Source organism: Flavobacterium sp., from assembly GCF_027484705.1.
In the GTDB taxonomy this organism is placed as follows: Bacteria; Bacteroidota; Bacteroidia; order Flavobacteriales; family Flavobacteriaceae; genus Flavobacterium.
This window is the reverse complement of the sequence record NZ_JAIXSL010000007.1, coordinates 445,702-472,055: the sequence shown is the minus strand read 5'-3', so window position 1 is coordinate 472,055 and position 26,354 is coordinate 445,702. Positions and strand designations below refer to the sequence as shown.

The following is a 26,354-nucleotide window of genomic DNA, read 5'->3' as shown; positions in this document are numbered from 1 at the left end:
AGCACAAAAGGATTTTCTCTTCTATCGGGGCTAGGGCTTCTCAACCCAAATAGAATTGATATTAAATCTGTGTAAATCCTTATAAACCGTGTCCTCCGCGTTCCATAACTTTATTATCTTTGCAACTCAAAATTTCAAAATAAAATCACACCAGCATGGCTTTACAAAATACCAATCCAACCCAAACAAAATCCTGGCAAAACTTAGCCAAGCATTTCGAATCCATGAAAGACAATGGCATCAAAGAAATGTTTGAGCAAGACAATAACAGGGCTTCAAAATTTCACATCCAATGGAATGATTTCCTAGTCGATTTTTCCAAAAACAATATCACTTCAGAAACGATGCAATTGCTTGGTGAACTTGCCAATGAAGCCCAGCTTAAAGATGCGATTTCAAAATATTTTGGTGGCGACAGCATCAACCAAACCGAAAACAGGGCTGTACTTCATACCGCTTTACGTTCGCCGGAATCCGCCATCATAAAAGTCGATGGAATCAACGTCATGCCCGAAGTTTTTGAAGTTAAAAACAAGATCAAAAAATTCACGCATGAAATCGTCAATGGCGATAGAAAAGGATATACCGGAAAAGCATTTACCGATGTTGTGAACATTGGAATTGGAGGTTCTGATCTCGGGCCAGCAATGGTTGTAGAAGCTTTACAATTCTACAAAAACCATCTCAACCTGCATTTTGTTTCCAACGTCGATGGCGATCATGTGAATGAAATTATTAAAAAGTTAAATCCTGAAACTACCCTTTTTGTGATTGTTTCCAAAACATTTACAACACAGGAAACGTTAACCAATTCCGAAACAATTCGAAAATGGTTTTTACAATCCACGAAACAAGAAGATGTGGCGAAGCATTTCGTGGCTGTTTCTACAAACCTTAAAAACGTTACGGCATTTGGAATTGACGCCGATAATGTGTTCCCAATGTGGGATTGGGTTGGCGGAAGATTTTCCCTTTGGAGTGCGGTAGGTTTGTCAATCAGTCTGGCGGTCGGATTTGACAATTTCGACAAACTATTGAAAGGCGCCCATCAAATGGACGAGCATTTCAAAACGGCAGATTTCGATAAGAACATTCCTGTTGTTCTGGCTTTGCTGAGCATTTGGTACAACAACTTTTTTGGTGCTGAAAGTGAAGCGTTGATTCCTTATACGCAATACCTCCAAAAACTCGCGCCTTATTTACAACAAGGCATAATGGAAAGTAACGGAAAAAGTGTAGGGCGCGATGGAAAGCCGGTCAATTACCAAACCGGAACCATCATCTGGGGCGAACCCGGAACGAATTCGCAGCATGCTTTTTTCCAGTTAATTCATCAAGGGACCAAACTGATTCCGACAGATTTTATTGGCTTTGTAGAGTCGCTTTATGGCGACCAGGATCATCACGACAAATTGATGTCGAATTTTTTTGCACAAACAGAAGCTTTACTTAATGGAAAAACGCAAGAGCAGGTTCAGGCAGAATTTGACAAACAAAAGATGGTTCATGAAACTGCTGATTTTCTGCGCCCGTTCAAAGTGTTTGCGGGAAACAAGCCAACCAATACAATCCTAATCCAAAAGCTTACACCTGAAACTTTGGGTTCATTAGTTGCTTTATACGAACATAAAATATTTGTGCAAGGTGTGATCTGGAATATCTTCAGTTATGACCAATGGGGCGTCGAACTCGGAAAACAACTAGCGAATTCTATTTTAGAAGAAATCCACACCAAAACGGTCAAAACCCACGACAGTTCAACAGAATTTTTATTGAGACATTTTTTACAAAACAAATAAACACACACAAAAAGCCTTACAGCAATGTAGGGTTTTTTTATACTTTTTGTGTATATTTGAAATCCAAAACAAAAAAACATGTACGAAATTATTCAGAAAGCACACTCGGGCTGGGCCTATTTAGTCTTGATTTCTTTATTGATTGCATTCGCTAATGCTCTTATAAAACGATCATCACAGAAAGAGTTCATGCCCCATGACAGAAAGCTAGCTTTGCTGGCGCTGATTGCTACCCACATTCAATTAGTATTTGGTTTTATCCTGTATTTCGTTTCGCCTTACGGTTCCATTGCTTTCGGGCAGATGAGCGATAAGACTTTAAGGTTGACTTCACTTGAGCATCCATTGATCAATATCATAGCGATTGCGCTCATTACTATTGGTTGGTCAAAACATAAGAAAGCCGCCGACAGTCAGGCCAAATTCAAATCGATTGCGCTTTTCTACGGGCTCGGATTATTATTGATCCTATCAAGAATTCCGTGGTCATTATGGTTCTAAATGTATAGAAGTCTACAACGGACTTTTTTCATCCATTGGTGCGCCTGAAAAGCAGTACATCAAATACATTTTAAATGAAAAAAATAATCCCTATATTATTGTTATTGCTTCTAGGAACATGGGCCAACGCGCAATCCGTTTCTAAAAGCAAGACCAAAAAAACGGTTTTAAAAGACACCATCTCGGTTACAAAATCAGGAACAGAAAAAACAGCACCGGAGAAAGTAGCTATTGTGCAGCCCGAAATCATTTTCAATGATACGGTTATAGCCGTTACCGGAAAATTCAGTCTTTACAAGAAATCGGCACACGCTTCGTATTATGCCAATAAATTCAACGGTAAGAAAACAGCCAGTGGCAAAAGATTCAGCAACAGCAAATATACCGCCGCACATCGTAAACTACCCTTCGGAACGATTTTGAGAATTACCAACGAAACCAACGGACAATGTGTCTTGGTTGAAGTAACCGATCGCGGTCCTTTCTCTCGTGGCAGGGAAATCGACCTTTCCAAAAGGGCTTTCATGGAAATTGCCCACAATAAGAACAGCGGAGCCCTTATCGTCAAGATTGAACAGATGAATTAGTTATTTCCAGCTTTTAAAAGGATTTTGACTTAAATAAGCGTTGTAATAACAAGGATCATTGGTTACTTCAAGCCCAAGCCAGTCGGGTTTTTCAAAGGCTTCATCTTCGGAATTCAATTCAATTTCAGCAATGATCAAACCTTCATTGTCTTCTGAAAAGACATCCACTTCATAAGTGTGTTTTCCGACATGCACTTCATAACGCGTCTTATGGATGACGCCTTGCTCACAAAGCGCCAATAATGGCTTTGCTTCGAGCAATGAAATTTCCGTTTCCCATTCAAAGCGGGTCATGCCGGTTTGGTTGCCTTTTCCTTTGATGGTCAGGAAGCCGCTCTCGCCTAAAATACGCACGCGTACCGTACGTTCGGGGTTGGAATTCAAATAGCCTTGCGCAATCAGATGTTTCGAGTGTGCAAGCGATTTAAACGCTTCGGAAACCACGAGAAATTTTCGTTCTATTTCTATCATTTTTTAATTTTGAATGGCTTTATTTTCAAAGATATTACATTTATCTTTATGGGTTCAAAAACAATCACAGAAGCTGCTTTTTAATTAGGTTGAATGGAAGAATTGCGCCCAAACCGGAAAATCATTCACGTCGATATGGACGCTTTTTACGCTTCCGTAGAGCAAATGGACCATCCCGATTTACGTGGAAAGCCATTGGCAGTTGGTGGCGGGGAAACCCGTGGCGTAGTTTCAGCGGCGAGTTATGAAGCCCGGAAATTTGGTGTTCGTTCGGCGATGAGCGGCTATCTGGCGAAGAAAAATTGCCCCGAGCTCATTTTTGTACGCCCACGATTTGATCGCTACAAGGAAATCTCCAATAAAATCCGAAAAATATTTCATGATTACACCGATTTGGTTGAGCCACTTTCTTTAGACGAAGCCTATCTCGACGTCACGCAAAACAAAAAAGGAAATCCAAGCGCCACGCTAATCGCACAGGAGATTCGTAAGCGCATTTTTGACGAAATCGGGCTTACGGCTTCTGCAGGCATTTCGGTGAATAAATTTGTAGCTAAAATCGCTTCGGATTATAACAAACCCAACGGACAAAAAACGGTCAATCCGGATGAGGTCATTCCGTTCTTAGAAGATTTACCGATTCGTAAATTTTACGGCGTCGGAAAAGTAACTACAGAAAAAATGTATCAATTGGGAATTTTTACCGGTCTGGATTTAAAAAACAAACCGTTGGATTTTTTGGAAAAGCATTTCGGAAAATCTGGAAGGTTCTATTATAATGTAGTTCGTGGCATTCACAACAGCGAAGTCAAAGCCCAACGTGTTGCCAAATCTGTAGCCGCCGAACACACTTTCAATGAAAATTTATCTTCCGAGATTTTCATGCTCGAAAAACTCGAAATCATCGCAGCAGAACTCGAACGGCGTTTAAAGAAGCACAAGATTGCAGGAAAAACAGTGACTTTAAAAATCAAATACAGCGATTTTACGTTGCAGACCCGAAGCAAAACCTTGCCTTATTTCATTTCCGATAAAGCGCTATTATTCGAAACGACCAAAGAATTACTGTTTCAGGAACGGATGAAAAATTCGGTGCGGTTGCTCGGTATTTCACTTAACAATCTCAATACGGAAGTCAAGAAAACCGTAGTCGTCCAATTGAAATTTGACTTTTAGCCATAAAAAAACCTTCACGTAAAATGAAGGTTTTAATTTGTCTTATGTTGAAAATCTATTTTTCTATTTCAGAAACCCTTAGCGTATTGACCATTCCTTTATCGGCTACAGGCATTGCGGCCAGGTTGATTAAGAAATCGCCTTTGTCCACAAAACCGCGGTCGCGCGCCATTTGATTGATGTCGGTCACCGTATCATCCGTGCTCACATATTTGTCGTAGTAAAACGATTTCACGCCCCAAAGCAAATTGAGTTGCGTCAGGATTCTTTTGTTCGAGGTGAACACCAAAATATGTGCTGATGGTCTCCAGGCCGAAATCTGGAATGCTGTATATCCGCTGTTGGTTAAGGTACAGATTGCTTTTGCTTTGATTACGTTGGCCATCATCGCTGCGTGGTGGCAGATCGATTTGGTGATGAAACGTTTGGTTCTGACTTGTGGCGTGTTTTGAGGCACCTGAATCAGCGGAGAATCTTCAACCGCTTCAATAATCTGTGTCATTTTTTCGATGACCTGAACAGGATAATTCCCAACGGATGTTTCGCCTGAAAGCATCACGGCATCGGCTCCATCCATTACGGAATTCGCAACATCATTCACTTCCGCACGAGTTGGCGTTAAGCTTGAGATCATCGTTTCCATCATTTGGGTAGCAATGATTACCGGAATTCTAGCAGTTTTGGCTCGGTTGACGAGTTTCTTTTGAATCAACGGAACTTCATGAGCCGGAACTTCTACACCCAAATCGCCTCGGGCCACCATCAATCCGTCGCAGAATGCTACGATTTTGTCGATGTTAGCAACGCCTTCAGGCTTTTCGATTTTGGCGATAATTGGAATTTTATGATCGGAATGTTTGGCAATGAGTTCCTGCAATTCCATTAAGTCTTCAGCTGTTCTTACGAAGGAAAGCGCAATCCAATCGACTTTTTGTTCAATGGCGAAGATAGCGTCCTTAACGTCTTTTTTGGTTAAAGCCGGCAAGGAAACCGTGGTGTTTGGGAGGTTTACCCCTTTTTTTGATTTTAATGGACCGCCCTGAACAACGCGGCAAACCACTTCTGTTTTTTTGTTGGTCTCGACGGCTTCGAAGATAAGTTTTCCGTCATCGAGTAGGATTCTTTCTCCGGGATTGACGTCTTTAGGGAATTCCTTGTAATTCATGTACACGCGTTGGGCAGTTCCGGGAACATCTTCTGCGGTCTGGAAAGTGATCAGATCTCCGTCATTGACCACAACATCTTCTTTCATCACGCCTACACGTAGTTTAGGGCCTTGTAAATCGCCCAAAATGGCTGTGGTATAACCAAACTCTTCATTGAGTCCGCGGATCAAGCCGATTTTTTCTTTGATATCCTCGTAATCAGCATGCGAAAAATTGACTCGGAATACGTTGACACCGGCATCAATCATGTCTTTTAAGACAGCTCTCGTACTACAAGCCGGTCCTAGTGTGGCTACAATTTTAGTTTTTTTGTTTGTTGGCATTGGGTTTAAAAAATTAAATTGTTTTTTGATTTTATTTTTTCAGGAATGACGGCATATACAGCAGAAATTCGTTCGATTTTATGGAGTTTACTGACAAGGTCTTCCATTAGAAAAACACCGTTGTTGTTTTCTATTTTAAGAAAATAATCTACTTTTTTCAACTCCGAAATCAGATGTACTTTTCTAAGGGTTTCTAGGTTAGTATCCAAAAACAGATTTTGTTTCGTGCTTTTTTGCTGGGTGATGATATCGTTCTTGTTTTGAATCAGGCTCCAAAGCATATCATTCTTAGCATCATCAAAAGTAAACTTCGTAAAAAAAGCTTCCCCTTCTTTTACGACGACGCCAACTTCTTCCTTGTTTTTGCTTAAGATAATGGGTAAATTTTGATTGATAAAATAAGCTAAACGGAAATCTTCTAAAGAAGAATGAATGGCAATAAGGTCATAATCCACTTCATCAAATTCGTCAAGATGCAACTTTAAGACAGCCATTTTTCAAATTAAATAAGCCGTAAATATAAGATATGTTATTGAGAAAAAAGATTTAAAAAGTACTTGTTAACGATAATTTGGCAACGAAAACGTTATAGTTTTAAGAAAGTTTCAATTACTTAGAATCTATCTTATTCTGGAGTGCAAAATAAGCGCGTTGAGATGCCTTTTCTTCGGCCTTCTTTTTGGAAGTTGCCCGGGCTTTTGCAATCACTTTCTGGTCAATGCTCAATTTTACACCAAAAAGCCGCTCGCCGGTAATGCCATTATCTTCGAAAACATCATAATAAAATGATTTTTTCTCTTTTTGGCACCATTCTATGAGCAGGCTTTTGTAGCTGATGACTTTGCCTTCAAGCTTGGCAATATCTACATAAGGAACGACGACTCTTTTCTGAATGAATTTTTCACAATACTCATAACCTTGATCAAGGTAGATTGCGCCGACTAAGGCTTCAAAAACATTCCCGTGGATATTTTCCCCAAAATGCGAAGCAGGCACTTTACTTTCAATGAATTCGATGAGGTTTAAATCGCGACCCAATTCGTTCAAATGCTCGCGACTTACGATTTTAGAACGCATCTTGGTCAGGTATCCTTCGTCTCCGGTCGGCACTTCATTGAATAAATGTGCAGCAATAACGGAACTTAGCATGGCGTCGCCCAGAAATTCGAGGCGCTCATAATTGACGGCATTTCCCTTTTCATCAAGCTTATTCGAAGAACGATGCGTAAATGCTTTTTTGTAAAACGAAACATTGAGCGGCTTGAATCCCAGTATTTTTTCAAGCGCAGTAAAAAAAATCCCGTCTTCAGGAGAACGGGAGTTTTTAAATATTTTATGAATCAGTTTTTTCAAAATTAATTCTCTAATTTTTTAAACAAGACACAAGCGTTGTGTCCGCCAAATCCGAAGGTATTGCTCATCGCAACGCGAACGTCTCTTTTTTGGGCTTTATTCAAAGTCAAATTCAAACTCGGATCAATATTTTCATCTATAACTTCATGATTGATTGTCGGAGGAACGATACCGTGTTTCATCGCTAAAATAGAAGCAATCGCTTCAATAGCTCCGGCCGCGCCTAACAAATGACCCGTCATTGATTTGGTAGAGTTGATGTTGATATTTTTCGCATGATCTCCGAAAACAGCGCTAATCGCTTTCAATTCAGCAACATCTCCAAGCGGTGTTGAAGTTCCGTGCGTGTTGATATGATCGACTTCTTCGGGTTTCATTCCGGCATCGCGTAATGTATTTTCCATGACGGCGATAACCCCAATTCCTTCGGGATGCGGTGCAGTCAAATGGTAAGCATCCGATGACATTCCGCCGCCACCGATTTCACAATAGATTTTCGCGCCACGAGCTTTAGCGTGTTCATATTCTTCTAGAACCAATGCGCCAGCACCTTCGCCCAAAACAAATCCGTCACGGGTTGCATCGAAAGGTCTTGAAGCCGTTTCCGGACTATCGTTTCTTGTCGATAAAGCCTGCATCGAATTAAAACCGCCCATTCCTGCAATAGTTACGGCAGCTTCCGAACCACCTGAAATGATTACGTCACACATACCCAAACGGATATAGTTGAACGCATCAATCAAAGCATTCGCTGAAGAAGCGCAGGCAGAAACCGTAGTGTAATTTGGACCCATGAACCCATTTCGCATTGAAATGTGCGCCGGAGCAATATCGGCAATCATTTTCGGGATAAAGAAAGGATTGAAACGTGGTGTTCCGTCGCCATTGGCATAGCTGATCACTTCTTCCTGAAAGGTTTCGAGTCCGCCAATTCCTGCGCCCCAAATCACACCTACACGTTGTTTGTTGACGTTATCATTGGTAATTCCGGCATCCTGTATGGCTTCTTCACTGGCAGCCACGGCATACTGGGCAAATTTGTCCATTCTGCGGGCTTCCTTGCGGTCCATGAAATCTTCAATGTTGAAGTTTTTGACTTCACACGCAAATTTCGTTTTATGTTTTTCGGTATCGTAATATGTAATCGGGGCAGCACCGCTTTTACCACTGACAAGAGCATCCCAATATTCCTGGATGTTGTTCCCAATAGGAGTAAGAGCGCCTAAACCTGTTACTACAACTCGTTTTAATACCATAATATCGTTTTTGTTGATTTGATTTTAAACAAATAATACCCATATATTTCTTCATGTATGATTCATAAAAGAGACACGGGTATTAAGAATATTTTGTCGATTGAAATTCAATCTGGAAATTACTTTAAAAAACAATAACACCCGCAAAAACGAATTTACGGGTGAAATGGTTATTATTTTTTAGCTTCTTCGATGTAAGAAATAGCTTGACCAACAGTAGCGATGTTTTCCGCTTGGTCGTCTGGAATTTGGATATCAAATTCTTTTTCGAACTCCATGATAAGCTCAACAGTATCTAATGAATCTGCTCCTAAATCATTTGTGAAGCTAGCTTCTGTTACAACTTCGTTTTCGTCAACGCCTAATTTGTCTACGATAATCGCTTTAACTCTTGATGCAATGTCTGACATAATCTTTAATTTTAGAATTTAATTTGTTGGCAAAAATAAAAAACTTTATTTTAAATCCACGATTTAGTTAATAAATGTGCTTACGAATTTAAAAAAATAATTTCACAAAGGGATTCTAAATCGGCTAATTATCATTTATTATTCTTTTTTTTGTGCCGTAATAAATAAGACTTATGAAAAGGATTGTACTGTTTGCTTCGGGTTCGGGAACAAATGCTGAAAATATCATTTTGTATTTCAATCAGATGCAGACTGCAAAAGTGGTGGCGGTTTTTTCGAACAATCCCAATGCTAAAGTACTGGAGCGTTCGCAAAAACTGCAGGTTCCCACGGTTGTTTTCTCCAAGGCAGAGCTTCATGACGGTTTTGTGCTCGAAAAATTACAGGAATTCAATCCCGATTTGATTGTATTGGCCGGGTTTTTATTGCAGTTTCCGACATCAATCATCGGAAAATATCCTGATAGAATCATCAATATTCATCCTGCATTACTTCCGAAGTATGGAGGAAAAGGCATGTATGGTATGAATGTACACGCTGCAGTTTTAGAAAATAAAGAACTTGAAACCGGCATTACCATTCATCACGTTAACGAATATTACGATGAAGGCAACGTCATCTTCCAGAAATCCGTTGGTATTGAAGATTGCCAAACTCCGGAAGCTATAGCAGAAAAAATCCATCAATTAGAACAGGAGCATTTTCCAAGCGTCATCGAAAAAATCTTAAATCCTAAATCCTAAATCAATTGTCTCACCAAGTACATATTTACACCGATGGTGCCGCCAAAGGAAATCCCGGAAACGGAGGCTACGGCGTAGTGATGGAATGGGTTGGCAAACCTTATCAGAAAGAGTTTTCCGAAGGATTTCGATTGACGACCAACAACCGAATGGAATTGTTGGCGGTGATTGTCGGACTTGAGAAACTGAAAAACCCAAACACCAAAGTTTTAGTGATTTCCGATTCTAAATATGTGGTCGATCCTGTTGAAAAAAAATGGGTTTTCGGTTGGGAGAAAAAAGGTTTTGCAGGAAAGAAGAATCCGGATTTATGGAAACGTTTTTTACAAATTTACCGCAAGCATGAAGTTGATTTCAAATGGATTAAAGGCCATAACAATCATAGGCAGAACGAACGTTGTGATGAATTGGCCGTCATGGCTTCCCTTCAAAAGCAGCTTTCCGTTGATGAATTCTACGAAAAAGAAGAAGCCAAACTTTTATAAAAAATTGAACTTATTCGTTTTGTAACTTTCAACTTATCAACTACCTTTGCGCCTTAATTTCAAACGCATCAGATGAATAAACTATTGATTGTTGGAACCGTTGCTTTCGACGCTATTGAAACCCCATTTGGGAAAACAGATAAAATATTAGGTGGCGCCGGTACTTTTATCGGATTGTCTGCCTCTCATTTCAACTTACAATCTGCGATTGTTTCCGTAGTCGGAGATGATTTTCCTCAAGAATATTTGGATTTATTGACCGCGAGAAATATTGACATTTCGGGACTTGAAATCGTTAAAGGCGGAAAGACCTTTTTCTGGAGCGGAAGATACCATAACGATTTGAATTCACGCGATACACTCGTAACAGAGCTCAATACACTAGCAGACTTCCAACCTAAGGTGCCAGAGAACTTTAAAGATGCTGATGTTGTGATGTTAGGAAACTTGCATCCATTAGTGCAAAGCAGCGTTTTAGATCAAATGACCAAGCAACCAAAACTAATCGTTTTGGACACAATGAACTTCTGGATGGATTGTGCTTTACCTGAATTGTTAGCCGTTATCAAACGCGTTGATGTGATTACCATCAATGACGAAGAAGCGCGTCAGTTGTCAGGAGAATATTCTTTGGTGAAAGCTGCAGCGAAAATCCACACAATGGGCCCGAAATATGTAGTGATTAAAAAAGGAGAGCACGGTGCTTTGTTATTCCACAATAAAGAAATTTTCTTCGCACCGGCATTGCCATTAGAAGAAGTGTTTGATCCAACCGGAGCGGGAGATACTTTCGCAGGCGGATTTGCGGGATTCATTACACAAAGCGAAAACATCTCTTTCAACAATATGAAACAAGCGATCATTCAGGGTTCTAATTTAGCTTCGTTCTGTGTTGAGCGATTCGGCACCGAAAGAATGCAGCAACTCAAAAAAGAAGAAGTGCAGGAGCGCTTGAAACAATTCAAATCCTTAACACATTTTGATATAGAATTGTAATAAATTTATGCCTCGGAATTCCCGGGGCATTTTTATTTAAAATAACCACTACAACAACACAACTACAATGAGCGACGCCATCAAACATGAATGTGGGATAGCCCTTTTAAGATTAAAAAAACCACTCGAATTTTACAAAGAAAAATACGGTTCAGCTTTCTATGGCATACAGAAAATGTACCTGCTCATGGAAAAGCAACACAACCGCGGACAGGACGGCGCAGGTTTCGCTTCGATAAAACTTGATGTGGAACCCGGGCAACGTTACATCAGTCGTGTGCGCTCCAATGATGCACAACCGATCCAGGATGTTTTCACGCAAATCAATGAAAGGATCAATGAGGAGATGACTTCGCATCCTGAATATGCTGACAATGTTGCGTTGCAAAAAGCGAATATCCCATACATAGGCGAATTGTTTTTGGGGCATGTAAGATATGGTACTTTTGGCAAGAACAGCATCGAAAGTGTTCACCCGTTTTTACGTCAGAATAATTGGATGCACCGGAACCTGATTGTCGCTGGAAATTTCAACATGACCAATGTTACGGAACTTTTCAACAGCTTGATTGAATTAGGGCAGCATCCAAAGGAAATGGCAGACACCGTTACGGTAATGGAAAAAATCGGTCACTTTTTGGATGATGAAGTCACTGAATTGTATCAGGAATGTAAAAACAACGGACTGTCAAAAAGAGAAGCGTCTCCGGTAATCGCAGCGCGACTTGATATTGCTAAAATCTTAAAACGCGCCTCGCGTGGTTGGGATGGCGGTTATGCGATGGCTGGGCTTTTTGGGCATGGCGACGCGTTTGTGTTCCGTGACCCTGCGGGAATCCGTCCGGCTTATTTTTATGAAGATGATGAAATTGTCGTAGTCGCTTCTGAAAGACCGGTAATTCAAACAGTTTTTAATGTCGATTTCGATAAAGTGCAGGAATTGCAACCAGGTAATGCTTTAATCATTAAGAAAAATGGTTTGGTTACCGAAACCGAAATCATCGAGCCATCGGTTAAAAAAGCCTGTTCGTTTGAAAGGATTTATTTTTCGCGTGGCAGTGATGCTGAAATCTATCAGGAACGCAAAGAACTCGGAAAATTGATTCTTCCGTCCGTTTTAAAAGCGATTGATGATGATACTGACAACACCGTTTTTTCATACATTCCGAACACCGCTGAAACTTCTTTTTATGGAATGGTCGAAGCAGCACAGGATTTCTTGAATCAAAGAAAAAACAAGTACATCCTCGACAATAGGAAAACCTTAACGAAAGAAAAACTCGAAGAAATCCTTTCGGTTAAAATACGCACCGAAAAAATCGCCATTAAAGATGCTAAACTCAGAACTTTTATAACCGAAGACAGCAGTCGTGATGATTTGGTGGCCCACGTTTACGACGTTACTTATGGTGTAATCAAACCAACTGACAACTTGGTGATTATTGACGATAGTATTGTGCGCGGAACGACCCTCAAAATGAGTATTCTCAAAATGATGGACCGATTGAAACCCAAACGGATCGTGATTGTTTCTTCAGCACCACAAATCCGTTATCCGGATTGCTACGGAATTGATATGGCAAGATTAGAAGGTTTGGTCGCCTTTAAAGCCGCGTTGGAATTATTGAAAGAAAGAAACCTTTACGATATCGTGGATGAAGTCTATAAAAAATGTAAAGCTCAGGAACACTTTAAAGACCATGAAATAGTGAATGCCGTGACTGAAATCTACAAACCTTTTCAGCCACAGGAAATATCGGATAAGATTGCCGCCATGCTAAGTTCTTCTGAAATCAATGCTGAAGTGAAAATCATATTTCAATTCATCGAAGATTTACATAGCGCTTGCCCTAAGAATTTAGGCGATTGGTACTTCACAGGAGATTATCCTACACCTGGAGGAAACAGAGTTGTTAACAAAGCATTCATGAACTTCTACGAGGGAAAAGACGCGAGAGCCTACTAAAATCAGTAAATTTTAACACTTTATCGAGTTTTGGTGTATTTCATCTAATTTATTTGTTCATAACGCATTACCACTATACTTTTGGAGAACCATAGCATTAGTAGGTTAAGTTTATGGTAGATTTGGGGCAAAAAGGGTGAAAGAAATTTCACCTTTTTTATTTTATAAAAATTCGGAAATAACTCACATAAAAGGTCAATCGACTCTTATTTGCCCACCATTCCAATTAATTCAACATTTCAAAAATTGTTTATTAACATTTACGGCTAATTTTACGCTACCATAATTTAGTAGGTTTAAGCTTATGGTAGATTTGGGGCAAAAAGGGTGAAGATTTTCTTCACCTTTTTTATTTGGTATCATCGATAGAAAAACAGAAAGCCCGGTTTCAGTATTGTGAAACCGGGCTTTCTGTTTTAATCTCAATAGGAATCTATTTCTCTAAAGCATACCTTCTGGCGACTTCAGTCCAATTAATTACATTGAAGAAAGCTTCAATATAATCCGGACGGCGGTTCTGATAATGCAGATAATAGGCATGCTCCCAAACGTCCATTCCTAAAATTGGCGTGCCACCACAACCTATATTGGGCATCAATGGATTGTCTTGGTTCGGTGTTCCGCAAACATCTAGTTTCCCGCCTTTATGCACGCAGAGCCAAGCCCAGCCTGAACCGAATTGTGTAACGCCGGCTTTGGAGAAACGTGCTTTGAATTCTTCAAACGTGCCAAACTCAGTTTCAATCGCATCGAGCAAATCACCGGTTGGCAATCCGCCGCCATTCGGAGACATTACAGTCCAGAACAAATTGTGGTTGTAGAATCCGCCACCATTATTACGAACAGCAGCGTTTTTCATATCCAAATTAATCAAGATATTTTCAATGGTTTTGCCCTCTAAATCAGTTCCGTTAACGGCAGCATTCAAGTTGGTCGTATAAGCGTTGTGGTGTTTCGAATGATGAATCTCCATCGTTCTTGCATCAATATGAGGTTCTAAGGCGTCATAGGCATAAGGTAATTTCGGTAATTCAAAAGCCATAATATGAGTGTTTAAATGATTTATAAATAATTTTATTCAAATTTAAAGATTTAACTTTGGAAAAGAAACCACGCCCCGTTATAATTTATATAAATTTATTTTCAGGAGCTGTTCCCGCATTCCAATACAAACGAAGTTCGCTGAACTCCAAATAAAATAAAGGTCAGTGAAGTAATCTTTACGTCGAACCCCAGCATAAAAGAATTTTGTTTACAATCGGGGCTAGGGCCATTGCTATAATATAAACTTTGATTCAGATATGATCGAAAGACCTTCCTTTTCACTTTATGATGCCTCAGCGGGTTCGGGAAAAACTTTTACACTCGTTAAGGAATATCTTAAAATTATCCTGACTGCTAAAAAGAATGATGCTTACCGTCATATTCTCGCGATTACGTTCACCAATAAAGCGGTGCACGAAATGAAAAGCCGAATTGTTGACAATCTTTCAGAATTTACCAAAGTCGAGCCTCACGCAAAAGCACAACAACTCATGGAGCTTTTATCTTATGAAACCGGGCTGTCACTTTCTCAGATCAAAATCAAGTCACAGGAAATCATCAAGCACATCATCCACAATTATGCAGCGTTTGACATTCTGACTATCGATAAATTCACACATAAAGTTATTCGCGCTTTTGCCCATGATCTCAATTTGCCAATCACTTTCGAAGTGACGCTCGACACCGAGGCACTCTTAACCGAAGCTGTAGATGCCATTATCGCCCAAGCCGGAGAAGATAAAACGCTTACCAAGCTGCTTATCGATTTTACGATGGAAAAAACAGATGACGATAAATCTTGGGATATTTCACGCGAAATCCTCGAAACCAGCAAGCTCATTTTCAATGAAAACAACCGTGAAGAAATCAGCCAGCTGAACCAAAAAGATATCCGGGCCTTTATTGAAATCAAACAAAAACTTAAAGCTAAAATCGAAGATATTGAAAAGCAAAATATCGAATACGCTACAAGCGCCATGGCTTTGATCGAAAAGCACAACATTGACTTAAAATCTTTTTCTGCCGGACATTTCCCGAACCATCTGCTCAACATCATCAACGGGAATTTTAATCCGCAACACAAAAAGTATCATGAGCCTGAGGATGTCAGAATTAATAAAACCGCTGCTGACAGGCCCATTATCGAAAGTATCATCGATGAATTGCTTTCGATTCTGAAAACCACTTACAAAAACTTTGACCAACGCGATTTTTATAGGGCTTTTTTGAAAAACATCACACCTTTATCGTTATTACAAACCGTTAGTAATGAATTGGCGAAAATCCAAACGGAACAAAATGTGCTTTCCATTGCAGAATTCAATGCTTTAATCCATCGTGAAATCCATGAACAGCCTGCGCCTTTTATTTACGAGCGGTTGGGGGAAAGGTATCGCCATTTTTTTATTGATGAGTTTCAGGACACTTCCGAAATGCAGTGGCAGAATCTGGTTCCGCTGATTGATAATGCGTTGTCCAGTCAAAATGAAGCGGGTGAAAAAGGCACTTTGATGATTGTCGGCGATCCAAAACAATCGATTTATCGCTGGCGCGGTGGGAAGGCAGAGCAGTTCATCGCTTTAAGCAAAGAGAGAAATCCTAAAGATAAAAAAGAAAATCCTTTTAGTAATCCTTATAAAAAAGTAACCCATCTCGACACCAATTACAGAAGTTATTCTGAAATTATCGATTTCAACAATTCGTTTTTTAAGTATTTGTCGAACGAGTTTACAGACGAAGATTACAAAGATTTATATGAAAATCACAGCCATCAGGAAATCAATCAAAACATTGGGGGTTATGTTAACCTTACTTTTTTACCGTTAACGGAAAATTTCGAGAATGATGCCGAGCAAAACGAAGAATTGGATAAAAAGGAACAGTATTGTCAAGCGACATTTCAAACCATTCAAAAAGTTATAAAGGAAGGTTTTGTTTACACCGATATTGCTATTCTAACCCGAAAAAGAGATCAAGGAATTGCGGTTGCAAATTTTTTGACGGAGCAAAACATTCCATTGGTTTCTTCTGAAACATTGTTGATTGAAAATGCGAGTGAAGTGCAATTTATAATTCATGTCTTAAGATATCTGAAGAATGATGCTGATATAGAATCTAAAGCCAATTTTCTGTTTTATATCGCTAAGAATTGTCAGAATGAATTGCCGGAACATGATTTTATTGCACAAGGGGTTGACATAACAAAAGAGGTCGAATTTGAAGCGTTTCTTAAAAAAATTGATATATCAATTAAATTCAATAATATTAGAAAGAAGTCTTTGTATGAAGGTGTTGAGGCGATTATTTCCACCTTTATTTTTTCGAAACAAAACCATGCTTACTTACAATACTTTTTAGATATTATTTTAGAAAGAGATTACCATAAGCAAGCCGGGATTTCGGATTTTCTAAATTATTGGGATAAGAATTCAGGCAAACACAGCATTCCATCGCCGGAAGGAAATAATGCGGTAAAAATCATGACCATTCACAAATCAAAAGGATTGGAATTTCCGGTCGTTATTATGCCGTTTGCTGATGAGGATTATGAAAAAAAACCAAAAGACAAACTTTGGCTTGAGGCTGATGAAGCCGATTTTGGTCTTCAAAAGGTCTTAATTGACAACACTAAAGCCATAACAGGTTTTGGCGAAAAAGCATCCCTGAAATACAACCGACAGAAACAGGAAGAATTGCTCGATAACATCAATATTCTATACGTAGCTTTAACAAGAGCGCAAGAGCAACTGTATCTTATTTCACAAATGGTGAAACCGAAAAAAGATGGAGAATATCCACACAGTATGGCGGCCTTGTTTACTAAATACCTACTTTGTAAAGGTGTTTTTAATGATACACAACGGGTATATGAATTCGGGACACCACGCAAGTTGTCCAAAGAAACCGTTTCTCTTGATACGTCAAAATCTATTACTTATGTTTCTGAAAGATTTAATCCTGACAGCATCAGAATAGCGCAAAAAGAGGCCTTATTGTGGGGAACGCAGCAACAAGAAGCCATTGAATATGGAAATATCATCCATGAAATTCTATCTTTAATACATACAGAGGACGACATTGATACAGCCATGCACCAATCCGTTGAGATGGGTTTGATTCAACTCAAACAAAAAGACGAAGTTTATAGGGCGATACATCAAATTATACGGCATCCATCTCTTGAAAAATATTTTGCATCCGGAAACCGGGTTTTTAATGAGCAGAGTATTATTCAAAAGCATGGGCAAACCTTTAAGCCCGACCGTATGGTACTGACACCAGACAATGAGTTACTTCTGTTGGATTACAAAACAGGAAAGCATTTGGAAAAGCATAGGCAACAGTTGGAAAATTATCAACAGGTAATTGAGGAAATGAATTTCAAAGTCACAAAAAAAGCTTTGGTGTATATAGGAAAATCAATAGAAGTGATACCTTTGTAAACACGAACTATTATCTCAAAAAAATGTACGGAAAAATCAAAGACTATCTCCAGAATGAGTTGAAAACCATTGAAGAAAATGGCATTTTCAAGAAGGAAAGAATTATCACTTCACCTCAAGGCCCTGAAATTACTATCTCAACGGGTGAAACAGTTTTAAATTTTTGTGCCAACAATTATTTGGGATTATCATCGCATCCGGAAGTGATTCAGGCTGCAAAGGACACCTTAGATAGCCATGGTTTTGGCATGTCTTCTGTTCGTTTTATCTGCGGCACACAAGATATCCACAAAACACTTGAGAAAAAAATCGCTGAATTCTACGGCACTGAAGACACCATTCTATATGCCGCTGCATTTGATGCAAACGGAGGAATTTTCGAACCGTTGCTTAATGAAAACGATGCTATAATCTCTGACAGTTTAAATCATGCTTCCATTATTGACGGCGTCCGGTTGTGTAAAGCGGCAAGGTATCGATATGAAAATAGTAATATGGAAGATCTCGAACAGCAATTAATAAAGGCAAATGAAGCAGGCGCACGATACAAACTGATTGTCACTGACGGTGTTTTTTCGATGGATGGCATCGTCGCGCCGTTGGATAAAATCTGTGATCTGGCCGATAAATACGATGCGATGGTTATGGTGGACGAATGTCACGCAGCAGGATTTATTGGAGCAACTGGTAAAGGAACCCTTGAAGCAAAAGGAGTAATGGGAAGGGTTGATATCATTACAGGAACATTAGGTAAAGCGTTAGGCGGCGCCATGGGAGGGTATACTACTGCCAAAAAGGAAATTATTGAATTGCTTCGACAAAGATCACGTCCTTACCTCTTTTCAAATTCATTAGCGCCATCAATTGTTGGGGCATCCATTAAAGTGTTTGAATTGCTTGAAAAAGAAACTACCCTTAGGGATCGACTCGAATGGAACACCCAATATTTCAAAAAAGGAATTAAAGAAGCGGGTTTCGATATTATCGATGGCGATTCTGCGATTGTTCCAGTCATGCTTTACGATGCGAAATTGTCTCAGACTATGGCCAACGAACTATTAAAGAAAGGAATTTATGTCATAGGGTTCTTTTTTCCAGTGGTGCCTAAAGACAAAGCCAGAATCAGGGTTCAGCTTTCCGCAGCCCATACAAAAGAGCATATTGACAAAGCAATAGTTGCGTTTAAAGAAGTAGGAGAAATGTTAAATATTATATAATTGCCATTTCATTAAGGGTTTAGTTTGTTTTTTTTAACATTTAGTTTTGTAGTTAAAAAATTACGTATTACTTTTGCCTTACAAAATATTGTAATCTAACAAAATTTAAGTATGAAACATCTTAACAAATTATTTGCTGCTGTGGTAATGTTTATCGGACTAAGTTCACAAGCACAAGATAGTAACAATCCATGGGCTATTTCCTTTGGTACGAATGCCGTTGACACTCGAGTTAGTGCTGCATCGAAAGTAGAAGACCAATTTTCTCAGTATTTTAATGTAAACGAGTACTGGAATATTCTTCCATCGGTGTCATACATTAGCGTTGCAAAACATGTAGGTGGAAATTTCTCGTTTGGTGTGACAGGATCTGTTAACAGAATCAAGAGATGGGTTGAGCCTAGAGTTACTGAACCTGGAGATTATACCGTAATCAATCCTGGTGATTTAAGCTACTATGCAGCGGATGGAGTAATCAAATATAGCATCGGCGGAGCCTTAAAATGGAAATACATTGACCCTTCTGTACATGTTGGTGGAGGTTATACTTCAATGGGTAAAGCAAGTTACGGAACTGCTAACGGTGGTCTTGGATTAACTTTCTGGTTTACTGAAATGGTAGGTTTGTCATTCCAGTCTACTTATAAGTACTCATTTGACAATGAATCAAGAATCCCAGAACAAAATGTTCCTTCTCACATGCAACACTTCGCAGGTTTGATTTTCAAATTTGGCGGAAAAGATACAGATGGCGACGGAATCTACGACAAAGATGATGCTTGTCCTGAAGTGGCTGGTTTGAAACAATTCAAAGGATGTCCTGATACTGACGGTGACGGAATTATTGACGGAAGCGATTCTTGTCCAGAAGTTGCTGGTTTAGCAGAATTCCAAGGATGTCCTGATACAGATGCTGACGGAATTGCAGATAAAGATGATGCTTGTCCAGAAGTTGCTGGTCCAAAATCATTAAATGGTTGTCCTGATGCTGACGGAGACGGAGTTGCAGATAAATCAGACAAATGTCCACAAGTGAAAGGTCCAAAAGAAAATGGTGGTTGTCCATGGCCTGATACTGACGGAGACGGAGTTTTAGACAAAGACGATAAATGTGTTGACGTTAAGGGTACTGTTGCTAACAACGGATGTCCTGAAATCTCAGAAGAGCAAGTAAACAAATTGAATGCTTACGCTAAAACAATCTTGTTCAACTCCGGAAAATCAACATTCCAACAACAAACTTACCCTGTATTACAATCGATTGCTGCGATCTTAAAAGAATATCCTTCTTCTAACTTCAGCATCGAAGGTCACACAGACAGTGATGGTAAAGATGCTGCTAACCAAAAATTATCAGAAGACAGAGCTGCTGCAGTGAAAAACTATATGGTTGAAAATGGTATTGCTGCTTCAAGATTAACTTCTGCAGGTTTCGGTGAAACAAAACCAATCGACAGCAACAAAACTAAAGCTGGTAAAGCTAACAACAGAAGAGTAGAAGTGAAATTAGTAAAATAATTTCCTTTAAATATTTCTCAAAAACGCCCCGATTTATCGGGGCGTTTTTTTTATTTTTATGATATGACAAAAACTTCTTTTCTTGATAGAATAGCCGGTGTATTGATTGAAGACTACAGCGATGCCTTGCCGAATACAACCGTTATTTTACCAAACAAACGCGCCAAAATTTTCCTAATCGAAGCGCTGAAGAACCAAATTAGCCATACTGTTTTTGCTCCCGAGATCATCAGTATTGAAGATTTCATCCAAGATATTTCAGGGCTTCGCAGCATTGACCCTATTGAGTTGATTTTTGAGTTCTACGAAGTTTATTTGTCGGTTACAGAAAAAGCGCAACAGCAATCCTTCGAATTGTTTGCCAATTGGGCAAAGACGCTATTACAGGATTTCAATGAAATAGACCGCTATCTTTTAGAGCCGGATAAGATTCTAAAATATCTCGATGATATCAAAGAAATAGAGCATTGGTCCGTTGATGCTGAAAAAAGAACAACACTCATCAATAAGCATTTAGAGTTCTGGAAATTGTTACCGCATTATTATCACTCATTTTATTCCCATCTCGAAAGTAAAGGCATAGGATACCAAGGAATGATTTATCGTGAAGCAGTAAAAAAAACTGATTCTTTTTCTAAAGCCATAACCAACAAAAAGTTTTTGTTTGCTGGGTTTAACGCTTTGAATGCTGCAGAAGAAAAAATCGTTCAGCAGCTATTGCATTCCGATCAGGCAATGATTTATTGGGATGTGGATGAATTATTTTTGACCGACCCGTCACACGAAGCAAGTTTATTCGTGCGTCGTTTTAAAAAACAATGGAGTTATTACAAATCGAACCCTTTCCAATGGATTGGAGATGATTTTTCAAAAACCAAAAACATTCAAATCATAGGCACACCTAAAAGCATTGGACAAGCCAAAATAGTAGGAAGCGTCATTGAAGAACAAATCCTGACAAATCCTGAGTTCAATATCAATAAGACCGCTGTAGTATTAGGCGAAGAAAGTATCTTAATTCCGATTTTATATTCTTTACCGGCCAGTGTACAGAATTTGAATATAACAATGGGATATTCCAGTAAAAACAATCCGGTTCAAGTATTGATTGCCAAATTGTTTAAACTTCATACCACCGCATCTTCCCGAAGCCAGTATGTGTTTTATTACAAGGATTTACTCGATGTACTGATGCATCCATTGGCTGAACCCTATATCAATGCGCAGGATTTGATACAAAGAATTAACCAACAGAATTATACCTTCATTACCCACAGGAAAGTATTGGAAATTCATGGGCAACAAAATGAGTTTTTGAAATTATTGTTAGAACCATGGGACAATGATGTCATCAAAGTATTGCAGGCCATTTCCACGTTGCTAGAAACCATCAAAAACAATTTGGCAAACGAAAGTCACGAGGAGAAAATCACAAAGGCGTTTGTATATGCGATTTTTAAAACAATCAATAAACTGATCAATTACGCATCTCAATATCCGCACATCAATTCCCTGGATACGCTTCATTCGATTTACAAACAAATCATCGATTTGGCGGAAGTTTCCTTTGAAGGCGAACCGTTAAACGGTCTGCAAATTATGGGCGTTTTAGAAAGCCGCGTGCTAGATTTTGATACAGTCATTATCACTTCGATGAATGAAGGGAAATTTCCTGCGGGTAAATCACAAAATTCTTTCATTCCATATGATGTCAAAAGAGAGTTTGGCCTGCCTACCTTTAAAGAAAAAGATGCCATCTATACCTACCATTTTTATCATTTATTGCAACGCGCCAAGAATGTCTATCTTTTGTATAATACCGAAAGCGACGGAATTGATGCCGGTGAAAAAAGCCGCTTCATTACCCAACTCGAAATCGAAAAACAACCCAATCACCAACTGACACACGAAATATACAATGCGATTTTGCCTGAAATAGCGGATGATCGAAGGATTATTTCAAAGTCAGATGCTGTAATGGTCCGACTCAGGGAAATTGCAACTAAAGGCTTTTCACCATCAGCACTGACGAGTTATATCCGAAACCCGATTGATTTTTATTTCCAGAAGATTCTGCACATTCGGGAAATAGAAGAAGTGGAGGAAAACATAGCCCTGAATACCCTCGGAACCATCATTCATGAGACACTCAGGGTTTTGTATGAACCATTTGTCGGGAAATTTATCAATGAGAATGATATTCTTTCGGGCCTGAATTTATTGGATCAGGAAGTGCTCAACCAGTTTAAATTAGTCTATAAAGAAGGCGAAATCAAAAAAGGCAGAAACCTTTTGGCTTTTGAGGTGGCTAAACGCCACGTCTACAATTTCCTGCAAATGGAACTCGAAAGCTTCAAAAACGGAGATGTACTAAAAATAATTGCTTTAGAACAAACCTACGAACGGTTGCTCGAACATCCGAATTTGCCATTTCCGGTATTGATTAAAGGCAATGTCGACCGCATTGAAGAGCGTAACGGCCACATCAGAATCATCGATTATAAGACTGGAAAAGTGGAGAAACGAAGCGTAACCCTAAAAACATGGGATGGCCTCACGGAAGACCTTAAAAACGACAAAATCATTCAGGTTTTGGCTTATGCGTATATGTATCAGGAAAAAGCGCAAGGCAAACCGATAGAAGCCGGGATTATTTCTTTCAAAAATATGAAATCAGGATTCTTACCGTTTGCTTTTAAAGAAGATAAGGAAGCAGTTTCTGTAATCGATAATCAAATCCTGAGCGACTTTACCGAACAAATTGTTTTATTGCTGCAGGAAATTTTAAACCCCGACATGCCTTTCGAAGAGAAAGTCTAAACCATTAAATCTTTTTAACGAAATCACCGATAGCTTTCAAAACTTCGGCTTGGTTTTCAATGTGGCTCATGTGTCCTCCTGTCAAAGTAACCAATTCGGTATTGGTGTTTTCAATCTGATTGCGATTTTCCTCATAATTGAGCACCGGATCTTTTTGACCCAAAATCAGCAGTTTCGGATAAGGACCAAAATGCAATAACACTTCGCGGTCTTTTCTAATTTTCATGCCTTCTAAAGCAGCGACAATGCCTTGAAGTGGCGTTTTCAATGCTTCGAGTTTCACGCGCTCGATTTCATCGGTCAGTTTTTCGCGGTTGTCTTCACTGAAAAGGTTAGCGATCGATAGTCTCACAAAAGCCGTGTAATCTTTTTTCACCGCTTTGATGGCGCGATCGCGGTTGGTTTTCCTTTCGTCGCTGTCGGCCAAAGAAGTCGAATTCAACAAGACAATGCCTTTTATAAAATCAGGATACAATTCCGCAAAAGCCAAAGCCACGTAACCGCCCATCGAATGCCCGATAAAAATTGCTTTCCGGATTCTAAGATGCGATAAAACGTCATGAATCATGTCGGCTTGGTCTTCCATGGCATGAATATAACCCAAACATTCCGTTTGTCCGTGACCTAACAAATCAATGGTGATGACGCGGTGTTTTTTTTCGAGTTCGGGAATGATATCGCGCCACATCTGTTGGTTTTCAAGGAAACCATGAAGCAATACGATGGTCGTTCCTTTGCCGGAATCGGTATAAGCGATGTTGGTGTTTTTATAGCTGTGGAATTTCAAAATGCAGTTTTATGAAGCAAAAATAAGCTTTTAAATTTTGAAAATTACGGCAAATCCGGAAGTAAAAAATCACCATCAACAATCAATAATTTGACACCTTTTTCCGAAATCGAGCGATGGCTGCTTAAATCATCAGACACGACATAAGTCATTCCTTTAGTCAAGGTAAGTTGTTCTTCGGTGCTCAATTCACTGATAAATTCACCTTCAAGACAATGCACGATATGGCCTTTCTGACACCAATGATCAGCAATATAACCGGCAGTGTATTCGACAACGCGAATCCTTAAACCTGAAAACTGGATGGTTTGCCAATGAGCGGTTCCAGTCTCGCCGTGATGTTCCGTTTTAGGAATAGCTGACCAATCTATAGTTTGAAATGGAATATTCATAAGCCGATTTTAATTTTGGTATAACATCAATACTTCGCCATCGTCCGGAAATTGTATAGGTGAAACAAACCGAAACCCTAATTTCTCCAAAAGCTTTATTGATGGTGAATTATGAGCAAGCGTAATGGCGCAGAGATTGTCAACATTGTAGGTTTCTTGTGCCACAGTCATAGTAGCCATAGCACTTTCATAAGCGTAGCCTTTCCCTGAAAATTCAGGTAAAAAGCAAAAACCGATATCGGGAAATTCGAGCGTGTCGCGTTTTAAAATCCCACACATACCAACAGGTGTTTTGCCGTCTTTAAGTTCGACCATCCAAAGCCCGAAACCGTGATTTTCATAAATTTTCATCGGTCCGTTTTGAAGGTAATTTACTGCGTCTTGCTTAGTTTTCACGTTTCGTTCTCCAATGAATTCAATCCAACCCGGACTATTCAGCAGCGCCATTATAAATTGTGTGTCTTCCAGAGTAAATTCGCGCAAACGCAGCCGTTTGGTTTCAATAATGGGTTTCATCATTCAGTTTTAAGGAACGTCATGGTCTAAGCGTTCATCAGACTTTCAATCTCATCAATCTCAATCGGAATGTTGCGCATCAGGTTTACAGGCTCACCTTTTTCCTGAACTACGACGTTGTCCTCAAGACGGATTCCAAAACCTTCGGCAGGAATGTAAATTCCGGGTTCCACGGTAAAGACCATATTGGCTTTCATCGGTTCGTGCAGCAAGCCGTAATCGTGCGTGTCAAGCCCTAAATGGTGCGAGGTTCCGTGCATGAAATATTTTTTGTAAGCCGGCCAATCGGGATTTTCGTTTTGCACATCAGCTTTGTCGATCAATCCTAAACCGAGCAATTCTGAAGTCATGAGTTTGCCGACTTCTATATGATATTGTTTCCATAAAGTTCCGGGTGTCAGCATCTTTGTAGCTTCATTTTTGACGCGCAACACGGCATTGTAAACTGCTTTTTGACGATCATTATAGCGGCCAGAAACCGGAATGGTTCTCGACAAATCACTTGAATAATTGGCGTATTCTGCGGCCACATCAAGCAAAATCAAATCGCCAGCTTTGCAAGGTTGGTTGTTTTCGATATAATGCAAAACGTTCGCATTGTTGCCCGAAGCGATGATCGGCGTGTAAGCAAATCCTTTGGAACGGTTGCGGATGAATTCGTGGATGAGCTCGGCTTCGATTTCGTATTCCGTCACGTTCGGTTTTACAAACGGTAGCAAACGACGAAATCCTTTTTCGGTAATGTTGCACGCTTGTTGAATCAAATCGAGTTCTTCGCTTTCTTTCACCGAACGCAAACGCTGTAGAATCGGGTTGCTTTTCGCGACTTGATGTGCCGGATATTTTGCTTTCCACCATTTCACGAAGCGGTCTTCGCGCGTTTCAGTTTCCACGGCGGCGCGGTAATGTTCGTTGGTGTTGATGTAAATCGTATCGCAATAAGTCATCATTTCATTAAGAATCTTATGGAAATCCTGGAGCCAATAAACGGTTTTAATTCCTGACACTTCGAAAGCGCGGTCTTTGGTAAGTTTTTCGCCTTCCCAAATCGCAATGTGTTCGCTGGTTTCTTTTAAGAAAAGCATTTCACGTTGGTGCTCATAAGGCGCATCCGGGAAAAGCAATAAGACACTTTCTTCTTGATCAACTCCTGATAAATAAAAAATATCGCGGTGTTGCGCAAAAGGCAAAGTACTGTCGGCGGAAACCGGATAGATATCGTTGGAATTGAAAACCGCAACGCTGTTCGGCTTCATCTGTGCGTTGAATTTAGCGCGGTTTTTTATAAAAAGATGGCGGTCAATTTGATGGTATTTCATAACGGTAATTTTGAGATTGATTCGAACTCAAAATTAAGCAAACAATTGATTTACCTACTAGCCAAA

At 39.6% G+C, this 26,354-nt stretch carries 23 protein-coding genes; 12 read left to right on the top strand and 11 right to left on the bottom strand.

Annotated features, from left to right (window positions below):
• Nucleotides 1-155 precede the first annotated feature (155 nt).
• The 3 genes from pgi to Q0058_RS04145 all read left to right on the top strand — a co-directional run bounded on the left by pgi (nucleotide 156) and on the right by Q0058_RS04145 (nucleotide 2,887).
• Nucleotides 156-1,799, top strand: coding sequence for a glucose-6-phosphate isomerase (pgi, locus tag Q0058_RS04155; RefSeq protein WP_298221472.1), 1,644 nt, complete (start codon nucleotides 156-158; stop codon nucleotides 1,797-1,799).
• 78 nt (nucleotides 1,800-1,877) lie between these two features.
• Nucleotides 1,878-2,300 (top strand): hypothetical protein, encoded by a 423-nt coding sequence (locus Q0058_RS04150; RefSeq protein WP_298221471.1) that lies wholly within the window; start codon nucleotides 1,878-1,880, stop codon nucleotides 2,298-2,300.
• Nucleotides 2,301-2,374: 74 nt separating this feature from the next.
• Nucleotides 2,375-2,887: a septal ring lytic transglycosylase RlpA family protein gene (locus Q0058_RS04145; protein WP_298221470.1), complete on the top strand. Its 513-nt coding sequence runs from the start codon at nucleotides 2,375-2,377 to the stop codon at nucleotides 2,885-2,887.
• Here the strand turns inward: Q0058_RS04145 and Q0058_RS04140 are convergent, their stop codons facing one another.
• Nucleotides 2,888-3,358: a CYTH domain-containing protein gene (locus tag Q0058_RS04140; RefSeq protein ID WP_298221469.1), complete on the bottom strand. Its 471-nt coding sequence runs from the start codon at nucleotides 3,356-3,358 to the stop codon at nucleotides 2,888-2,890.
• Nucleotides 3,359-3,451: 93 nt separating this feature from the next.
• Here Q0058_RS04140 and dinB point away from each other — a divergent pair, with 93 nt between their 5' ends.
• Nucleotides 3,452-4,534, top strand: coding sequence for a DNA polymerase IV (dinB, locus tag Q0058_RS04135; protein ID WP_298221468.1), 1,083 nt, complete (start codon nucleotides 3,452-3,454; stop codon nucleotides 4,532-4,534).
• Nucleotides 4,535-4,589: 55 nt separating this feature from the next.
• Here dinB and pyk read toward each other — a convergent pair whose 3' ends face one another.
• The 5 genes from pyk to Q0058_RS04110 form a co-directional block, all read right to left on the bottom strand.
• Entirely contained in the window at nucleotides 4,590-6,023 is a 1,434-nt protein-coding gene (gene pyk / locus Q0058_RS04130) for a pyruvate kinase (protein WP_298221467.1), read from the bottom strand.
• A gap of 5 nt (nucleotides 6,024-6,028) precedes the next feature.
• Nucleotides 6,029-6,517 (bottom strand): IPExxxVDY family protein, encoded by a 489-nt coding sequence (locus Q0058_RS04125; RefSeq protein WP_298221466.1) that lies wholly within the window; start codon nucleotides 6,515-6,517, stop codon nucleotides 6,029-6,031.
• Nucleotides 6,518-6,632: 115 nt separating this feature from the next.
• Nucleotides 6,633-7,376, bottom strand: coding sequence for a ribonuclease III (rnc, locus tag Q0058_RS04120; RefSeq protein ID WP_298221465.1), 744 nt, complete (start codon nucleotides 7,374-7,376; stop codon nucleotides 6,633-6,635).
• Nucleotides 7,377-7,378: 2 nt separating this feature from the next.
• A complete protein-coding gene (gene fabF, locus Q0058_RS04115) occupies nucleotides 7,379-8,632 on the bottom strand; it encodes a beta-ketoacyl-ACP synthase II (RefSeq protein ID WP_298221464.1) in 1,254 nt (417 codons plus the stop codon).
• 173 nt (nucleotides 8,633-8,805) lie between these two features.
• Nucleotides 8,806-9,042, bottom strand: coding sequence for an acyl carrier protein (locus Q0058_RS04110; protein ID WP_007137004.1), 237 nt, complete (start codon nucleotides 9,040-9,042; stop codon nucleotides 8,806-8,808).
• Nucleotides 9,043-9,215: 173 nt separating this feature from the next.
• On the opposite strand from Q0058_RS04110, the gene Q0058_RS04105 reads away from it, so the two are divergent.
• The 4 genes from Q0058_RS04105 (at nucleotide 9,216) to Q0058_RS04090 (ending at nucleotide 13,232) form a co-directional block, all read left to right on the top strand.
• Nucleotides 9,216-9,785 carry a phosphoribosylglycinamide formyltransferase gene (locus Q0058_RS04105; RefSeq protein WP_298221463.1) on the top strand — a complete coding sequence of 190 codons (570 nt, stop codon included), beginning with the start codon at nucleotides 9,216-9,218 and terminating at the stop codon, nucleotides 9,783-9,785.
• Nucleotides 9,786-9,790: 5 nt separating this feature from the next.
• On the top strand, nucleotides 9,791-10,270 hold the full coding sequence (rnhA, locus tag Q0058_RS04100; RefSeq protein WP_298221462.1) for a ribonuclease HI: 480 nt from the start codon (nucleotides 9,791-9,793) through the stop codon (nucleotides 10,268-10,270).
• A 72-nt stretch (nucleotides 10,271-10,342) separates the two neighbouring features.
• Nucleotides 10,343-11,266, top strand: a complete 924-nt coding sequence (locus Q0058_RS04095) for a PfkB family carbohydrate kinase (protein ID WP_298221461.1) — start codon at nucleotides 10,343-10,345, stop codon at nucleotides 11,264-11,266.
• 67 nt (nucleotides 11,267-11,333) lie between these two features.
• Nucleotides 11,334-13,232, top strand: a complete 1,899-nt coding sequence (locus tag Q0058_RS04090; protein ID WP_298221460.1) for an amidophosphoribosyltransferase — start codon at nucleotides 11,334-11,336, stop codon at nucleotides 13,230-13,232.
• Between the two features lie 433 nt (nucleotides 13,233-13,665).
• Here the strand turns inward: Q0058_RS04090 and Q0058_RS04085 are convergent, their stop codons facing one another.
• The gene (locus tag Q0058_RS04085) at nucleotides 13,666-14,274 is read right to left on the bottom strand and encodes a superoxide dismutase (protein ID WP_298221459.1); all 609 of its coding nucleotides are present in this window, start codon (nucleotides 14,272-14,274) and stop codon (nucleotides 13,666-13,668) included.
• 259 nt (nucleotides 14,275-14,533) lie between these two features.
• Between Q0058_RS04085 and Q0058_RS04080 the strand changes: the two genes are divergently transcribed.
• The 4 genes from Q0058_RS04080 to Q0058_RS04065 all read left to right on the top strand — a co-directional run bounded on the left by Q0058_RS04080 (nucleotide 14,534) and on the right by Q0058_RS04065 (nucleotide 23,274).
• The gene (locus Q0058_RS04080; RefSeq protein WP_298221458.1) at nucleotides 14,534-17,719 is read left to right on the top strand and encodes an exodeoxyribonuclease V subunit beta; all 3,186 of its coding nucleotides are present in this window, start codon (nucleotides 14,534-14,536) and stop codon (nucleotides 17,717-17,719) included.
• A 23-nt stretch (nucleotides 17,720-17,742) separates the two neighbouring features.
• Nucleotides 17,743-18,936, top strand: coding sequence for a glycine C-acetyltransferase (kbl, locus tag Q0058_RS04075; RefSeq protein ID WP_298221457.1), 1,194 nt, complete (start codon nucleotides 17,743-17,745; stop codon nucleotides 18,934-18,936).
• A gap of 111 nt (nucleotides 18,937-19,047) precedes the next feature.
• On the top strand, nucleotides 19,048-20,454 hold the full coding sequence (locus Q0058_RS04070; protein WP_298221456.1) for an OmpA family protein: 1,407 nt from the start codon (nucleotides 19,048-19,050) through the stop codon (nucleotides 20,452-20,454).
• A gap of 63 nt (nucleotides 20,455-20,517) precedes the next feature.
• Complete coding sequence (locus tag Q0058_RS04065) at nucleotides 20,518-23,274, top strand: PD-(D/E)XK nuclease family protein (protein WP_298221455.1); 2,757 nt, start codon at nucleotides 20,518-20,520, stop codon at nucleotides 23,272-23,274.
• Between the two features lie 4 nt (nucleotides 23,275-23,278).
• Here Q0058_RS04065 and Q0058_RS04060 read toward each other — a convergent pair whose 3' ends face one another.
• Genes Q0058_RS04060 through Q0058_RS04045 form a run of 4 tightly spaced genes read right to left on the bottom strand, consistent with a single transcriptional unit; the run spans nucleotide 23,279 to nucleotide 26,288 of the window.
• Nucleotides 23,279-24,061 carry an alpha/beta hydrolase gene (locus Q0058_RS04060; protein ID WP_298221454.1) on the bottom strand — a complete coding sequence of 261 codons (783 nt, stop codon included), beginning with the start codon at nucleotides 24,059-24,061 and terminating at the stop codon, nucleotides 23,279-23,281.
• A gap of 44 nt (nucleotides 24,062-24,105) precedes the next feature.
• Nucleotides 24,106-24,453 (bottom strand): DHCW motif cupin fold protein, encoded by a 348-nt coding sequence (locus Q0058_RS04055; protein WP_298221453.1) that lies wholly within the window; start codon nucleotides 24,451-24,453, stop codon nucleotides 24,106-24,108.
• A gap of 9 nt (nucleotides 24,454-24,462) precedes the next feature.
• On the bottom strand, nucleotides 24,463-24,972 hold the full coding sequence (locus Q0058_RS04050) for a GNAT family N-acetyltransferase (protein WP_298221452.1): 510 nt from the start codon (nucleotides 24,970-24,972) through the stop codon (nucleotides 24,463-24,465).
• Nucleotides 24,973-24,995: 23 nt separating this feature from the next.
• Nucleotides 24,996-26,288 (bottom strand): aminopeptidase P family protein, encoded by a 1,293-nt coding sequence (locus tag Q0058_RS04045; RefSeq protein WP_298221451.1) that lies wholly within the window; start codon nucleotides 26,286-26,288, stop codon nucleotides 24,996-24,998.
• Nucleotides 26,289-26,354 lie beyond the last annotated feature (66 nt).

What these genes read in the sequence shown, in the direction of transcription:
- Q0058_RS04065 (WP_298221455.1), top strand. Translation starts at nt 20,518, where the DNA reads ATGACAAAAACTTCTTTTCTTGATAGAATAGCCGGTGTATTGATTGAA.
- Q0058_RS04140 (WP_298221469.1), bottom strand. Translation starts at nt 3,358, where the DNA reads ATGATAGAAATAGAACGAAAATTTCTCGTGGTTTCCGAAGCGTTTAAA.
- Q0058_RS04055 (WP_298221453.1), bottom strand. Translation starts at nt 24,453, where the DNA reads ATGAATATTCCATTTCAAACTATAGATTGGTCAGCTATTCCTAAAACG.
- Q0058_RS04085 (WP_298221459.1), bottom strand. Translation starts at nt 14,274, where the DNA reads ATGGCTTTTGAATTACCGAAATTACCTTATGCCTATGACGCCTTAGAA.
- Q0058_RS04095 (WP_298221461.1), top strand. Translation starts at nt 10,343, where the DNA reads ATGAATAAACTATTGATTGTTGGAACCGTTGCTTTCGACGCTATTGAA.
- Q0058_RS04110 (WP_007137004.1), bottom strand. Translation starts at nt 9,042, where the DNA reads ATGTCAGACATTGCATCAAGAGTTAAAGCGATTATCGTAGACAAATTA.
- Q0058_RS04145 (WP_298221470.1), top strand. Translation starts at nt 2,375, where the DNA reads ATGAAAAAAATAATCCCTATATTATTGTTATTGCTTCTAGGAACATGG.
- Q0058_RS04050 (WP_298221452.1), bottom strand. Translation starts at nt 24,972, where the DNA reads ATGATGAAACCCATTATTGAAACCAAACGGCTGCGTTTGCGCGAATTT.
- pyk (WP_298221467.1), bottom strand. Translation starts at nt 6,023, where the DNA reads ATGCCAACAAACAAAAAAACTAAAATTGTAGCCACACTAGGACCGGCT.
- Q0058_RS04090 (WP_298221460.1), top strand. Translation starts at nt 11,334, where the DNA reads ATGAGCGACGCCATCAAACATGAATGTGGGATAGCCCTTTTAAGATTA.
- kbl (WP_298221457.1), top strand. Translation starts at nt 17,743, where the DNA reads ATGTACGGAAAAATCAAAGACTATCTCCAGAATGAGTTGAAAACCATT.
- fabF (WP_298221464.1), bottom strand. Translation starts at nt 8,632, where the DNA reads ATGGTATTAAAACGAGTTGTAGTAACAGGTTTAGGCGCTCTTACTCCT.
- Q0058_RS04080 (WP_298221458.1), top strand. Translation starts at nt 14,534, where the DNA reads ATGATCGAAAGACCTTCCTTTTCACTTTATGATGCCTCAGCGGGTTCG.
- dinB (WP_298221468.1), top strand. Translation starts at nt 3,452, where the DNA reads ATGGAAGAATTGCGCCCAAACCGGAAAATCATTCACGTCGATATGGAC.
- Q0058_RS04150 (WP_298221471.1), top strand. Translation starts at nt 1,878, where the DNA reads ATGTACGAAATTATTCAGAAAGCACACTCGGGCTGGGCCTATTTAGTC.
- Q0058_RS04045 (WP_298221451.1), bottom strand. Translation starts at nt 26,288, where the DNA reads ATGAAATACCATCAAATTGACCGCCATCTTTTTATAAAAAACCGCGCT.
- Q0058_RS04125 (WP_298221466.1), bottom strand. Translation starts at nt 6,517, where the DNA reads ATGGCTGTCTTAAAGTTGCATCTTGACGAATTTGATGAAGTGGATTAT.
- Q0058_RS04070 (WP_298221456.1), top strand. Translation starts at nt 19,048, where the DNA reads ATGAAACATCTTAACAAATTATTTGCTGCTGTGGTAATGTTTATCGGA.
- Q0058_RS04105 (WP_298221463.1), top strand. Translation starts at nt 9,216, where the DNA reads ATGAAAAGGATTGTACTGTTTGCTTCGGGTTCGGGAACAAATGCTGAA.
- pgi (WP_298221472.1), top strand. Translation starts at nt 156, where the DNA reads ATGGCTTTACAAAATACCAATCCAACCCAAACAAAATCCTGGCAAAAC.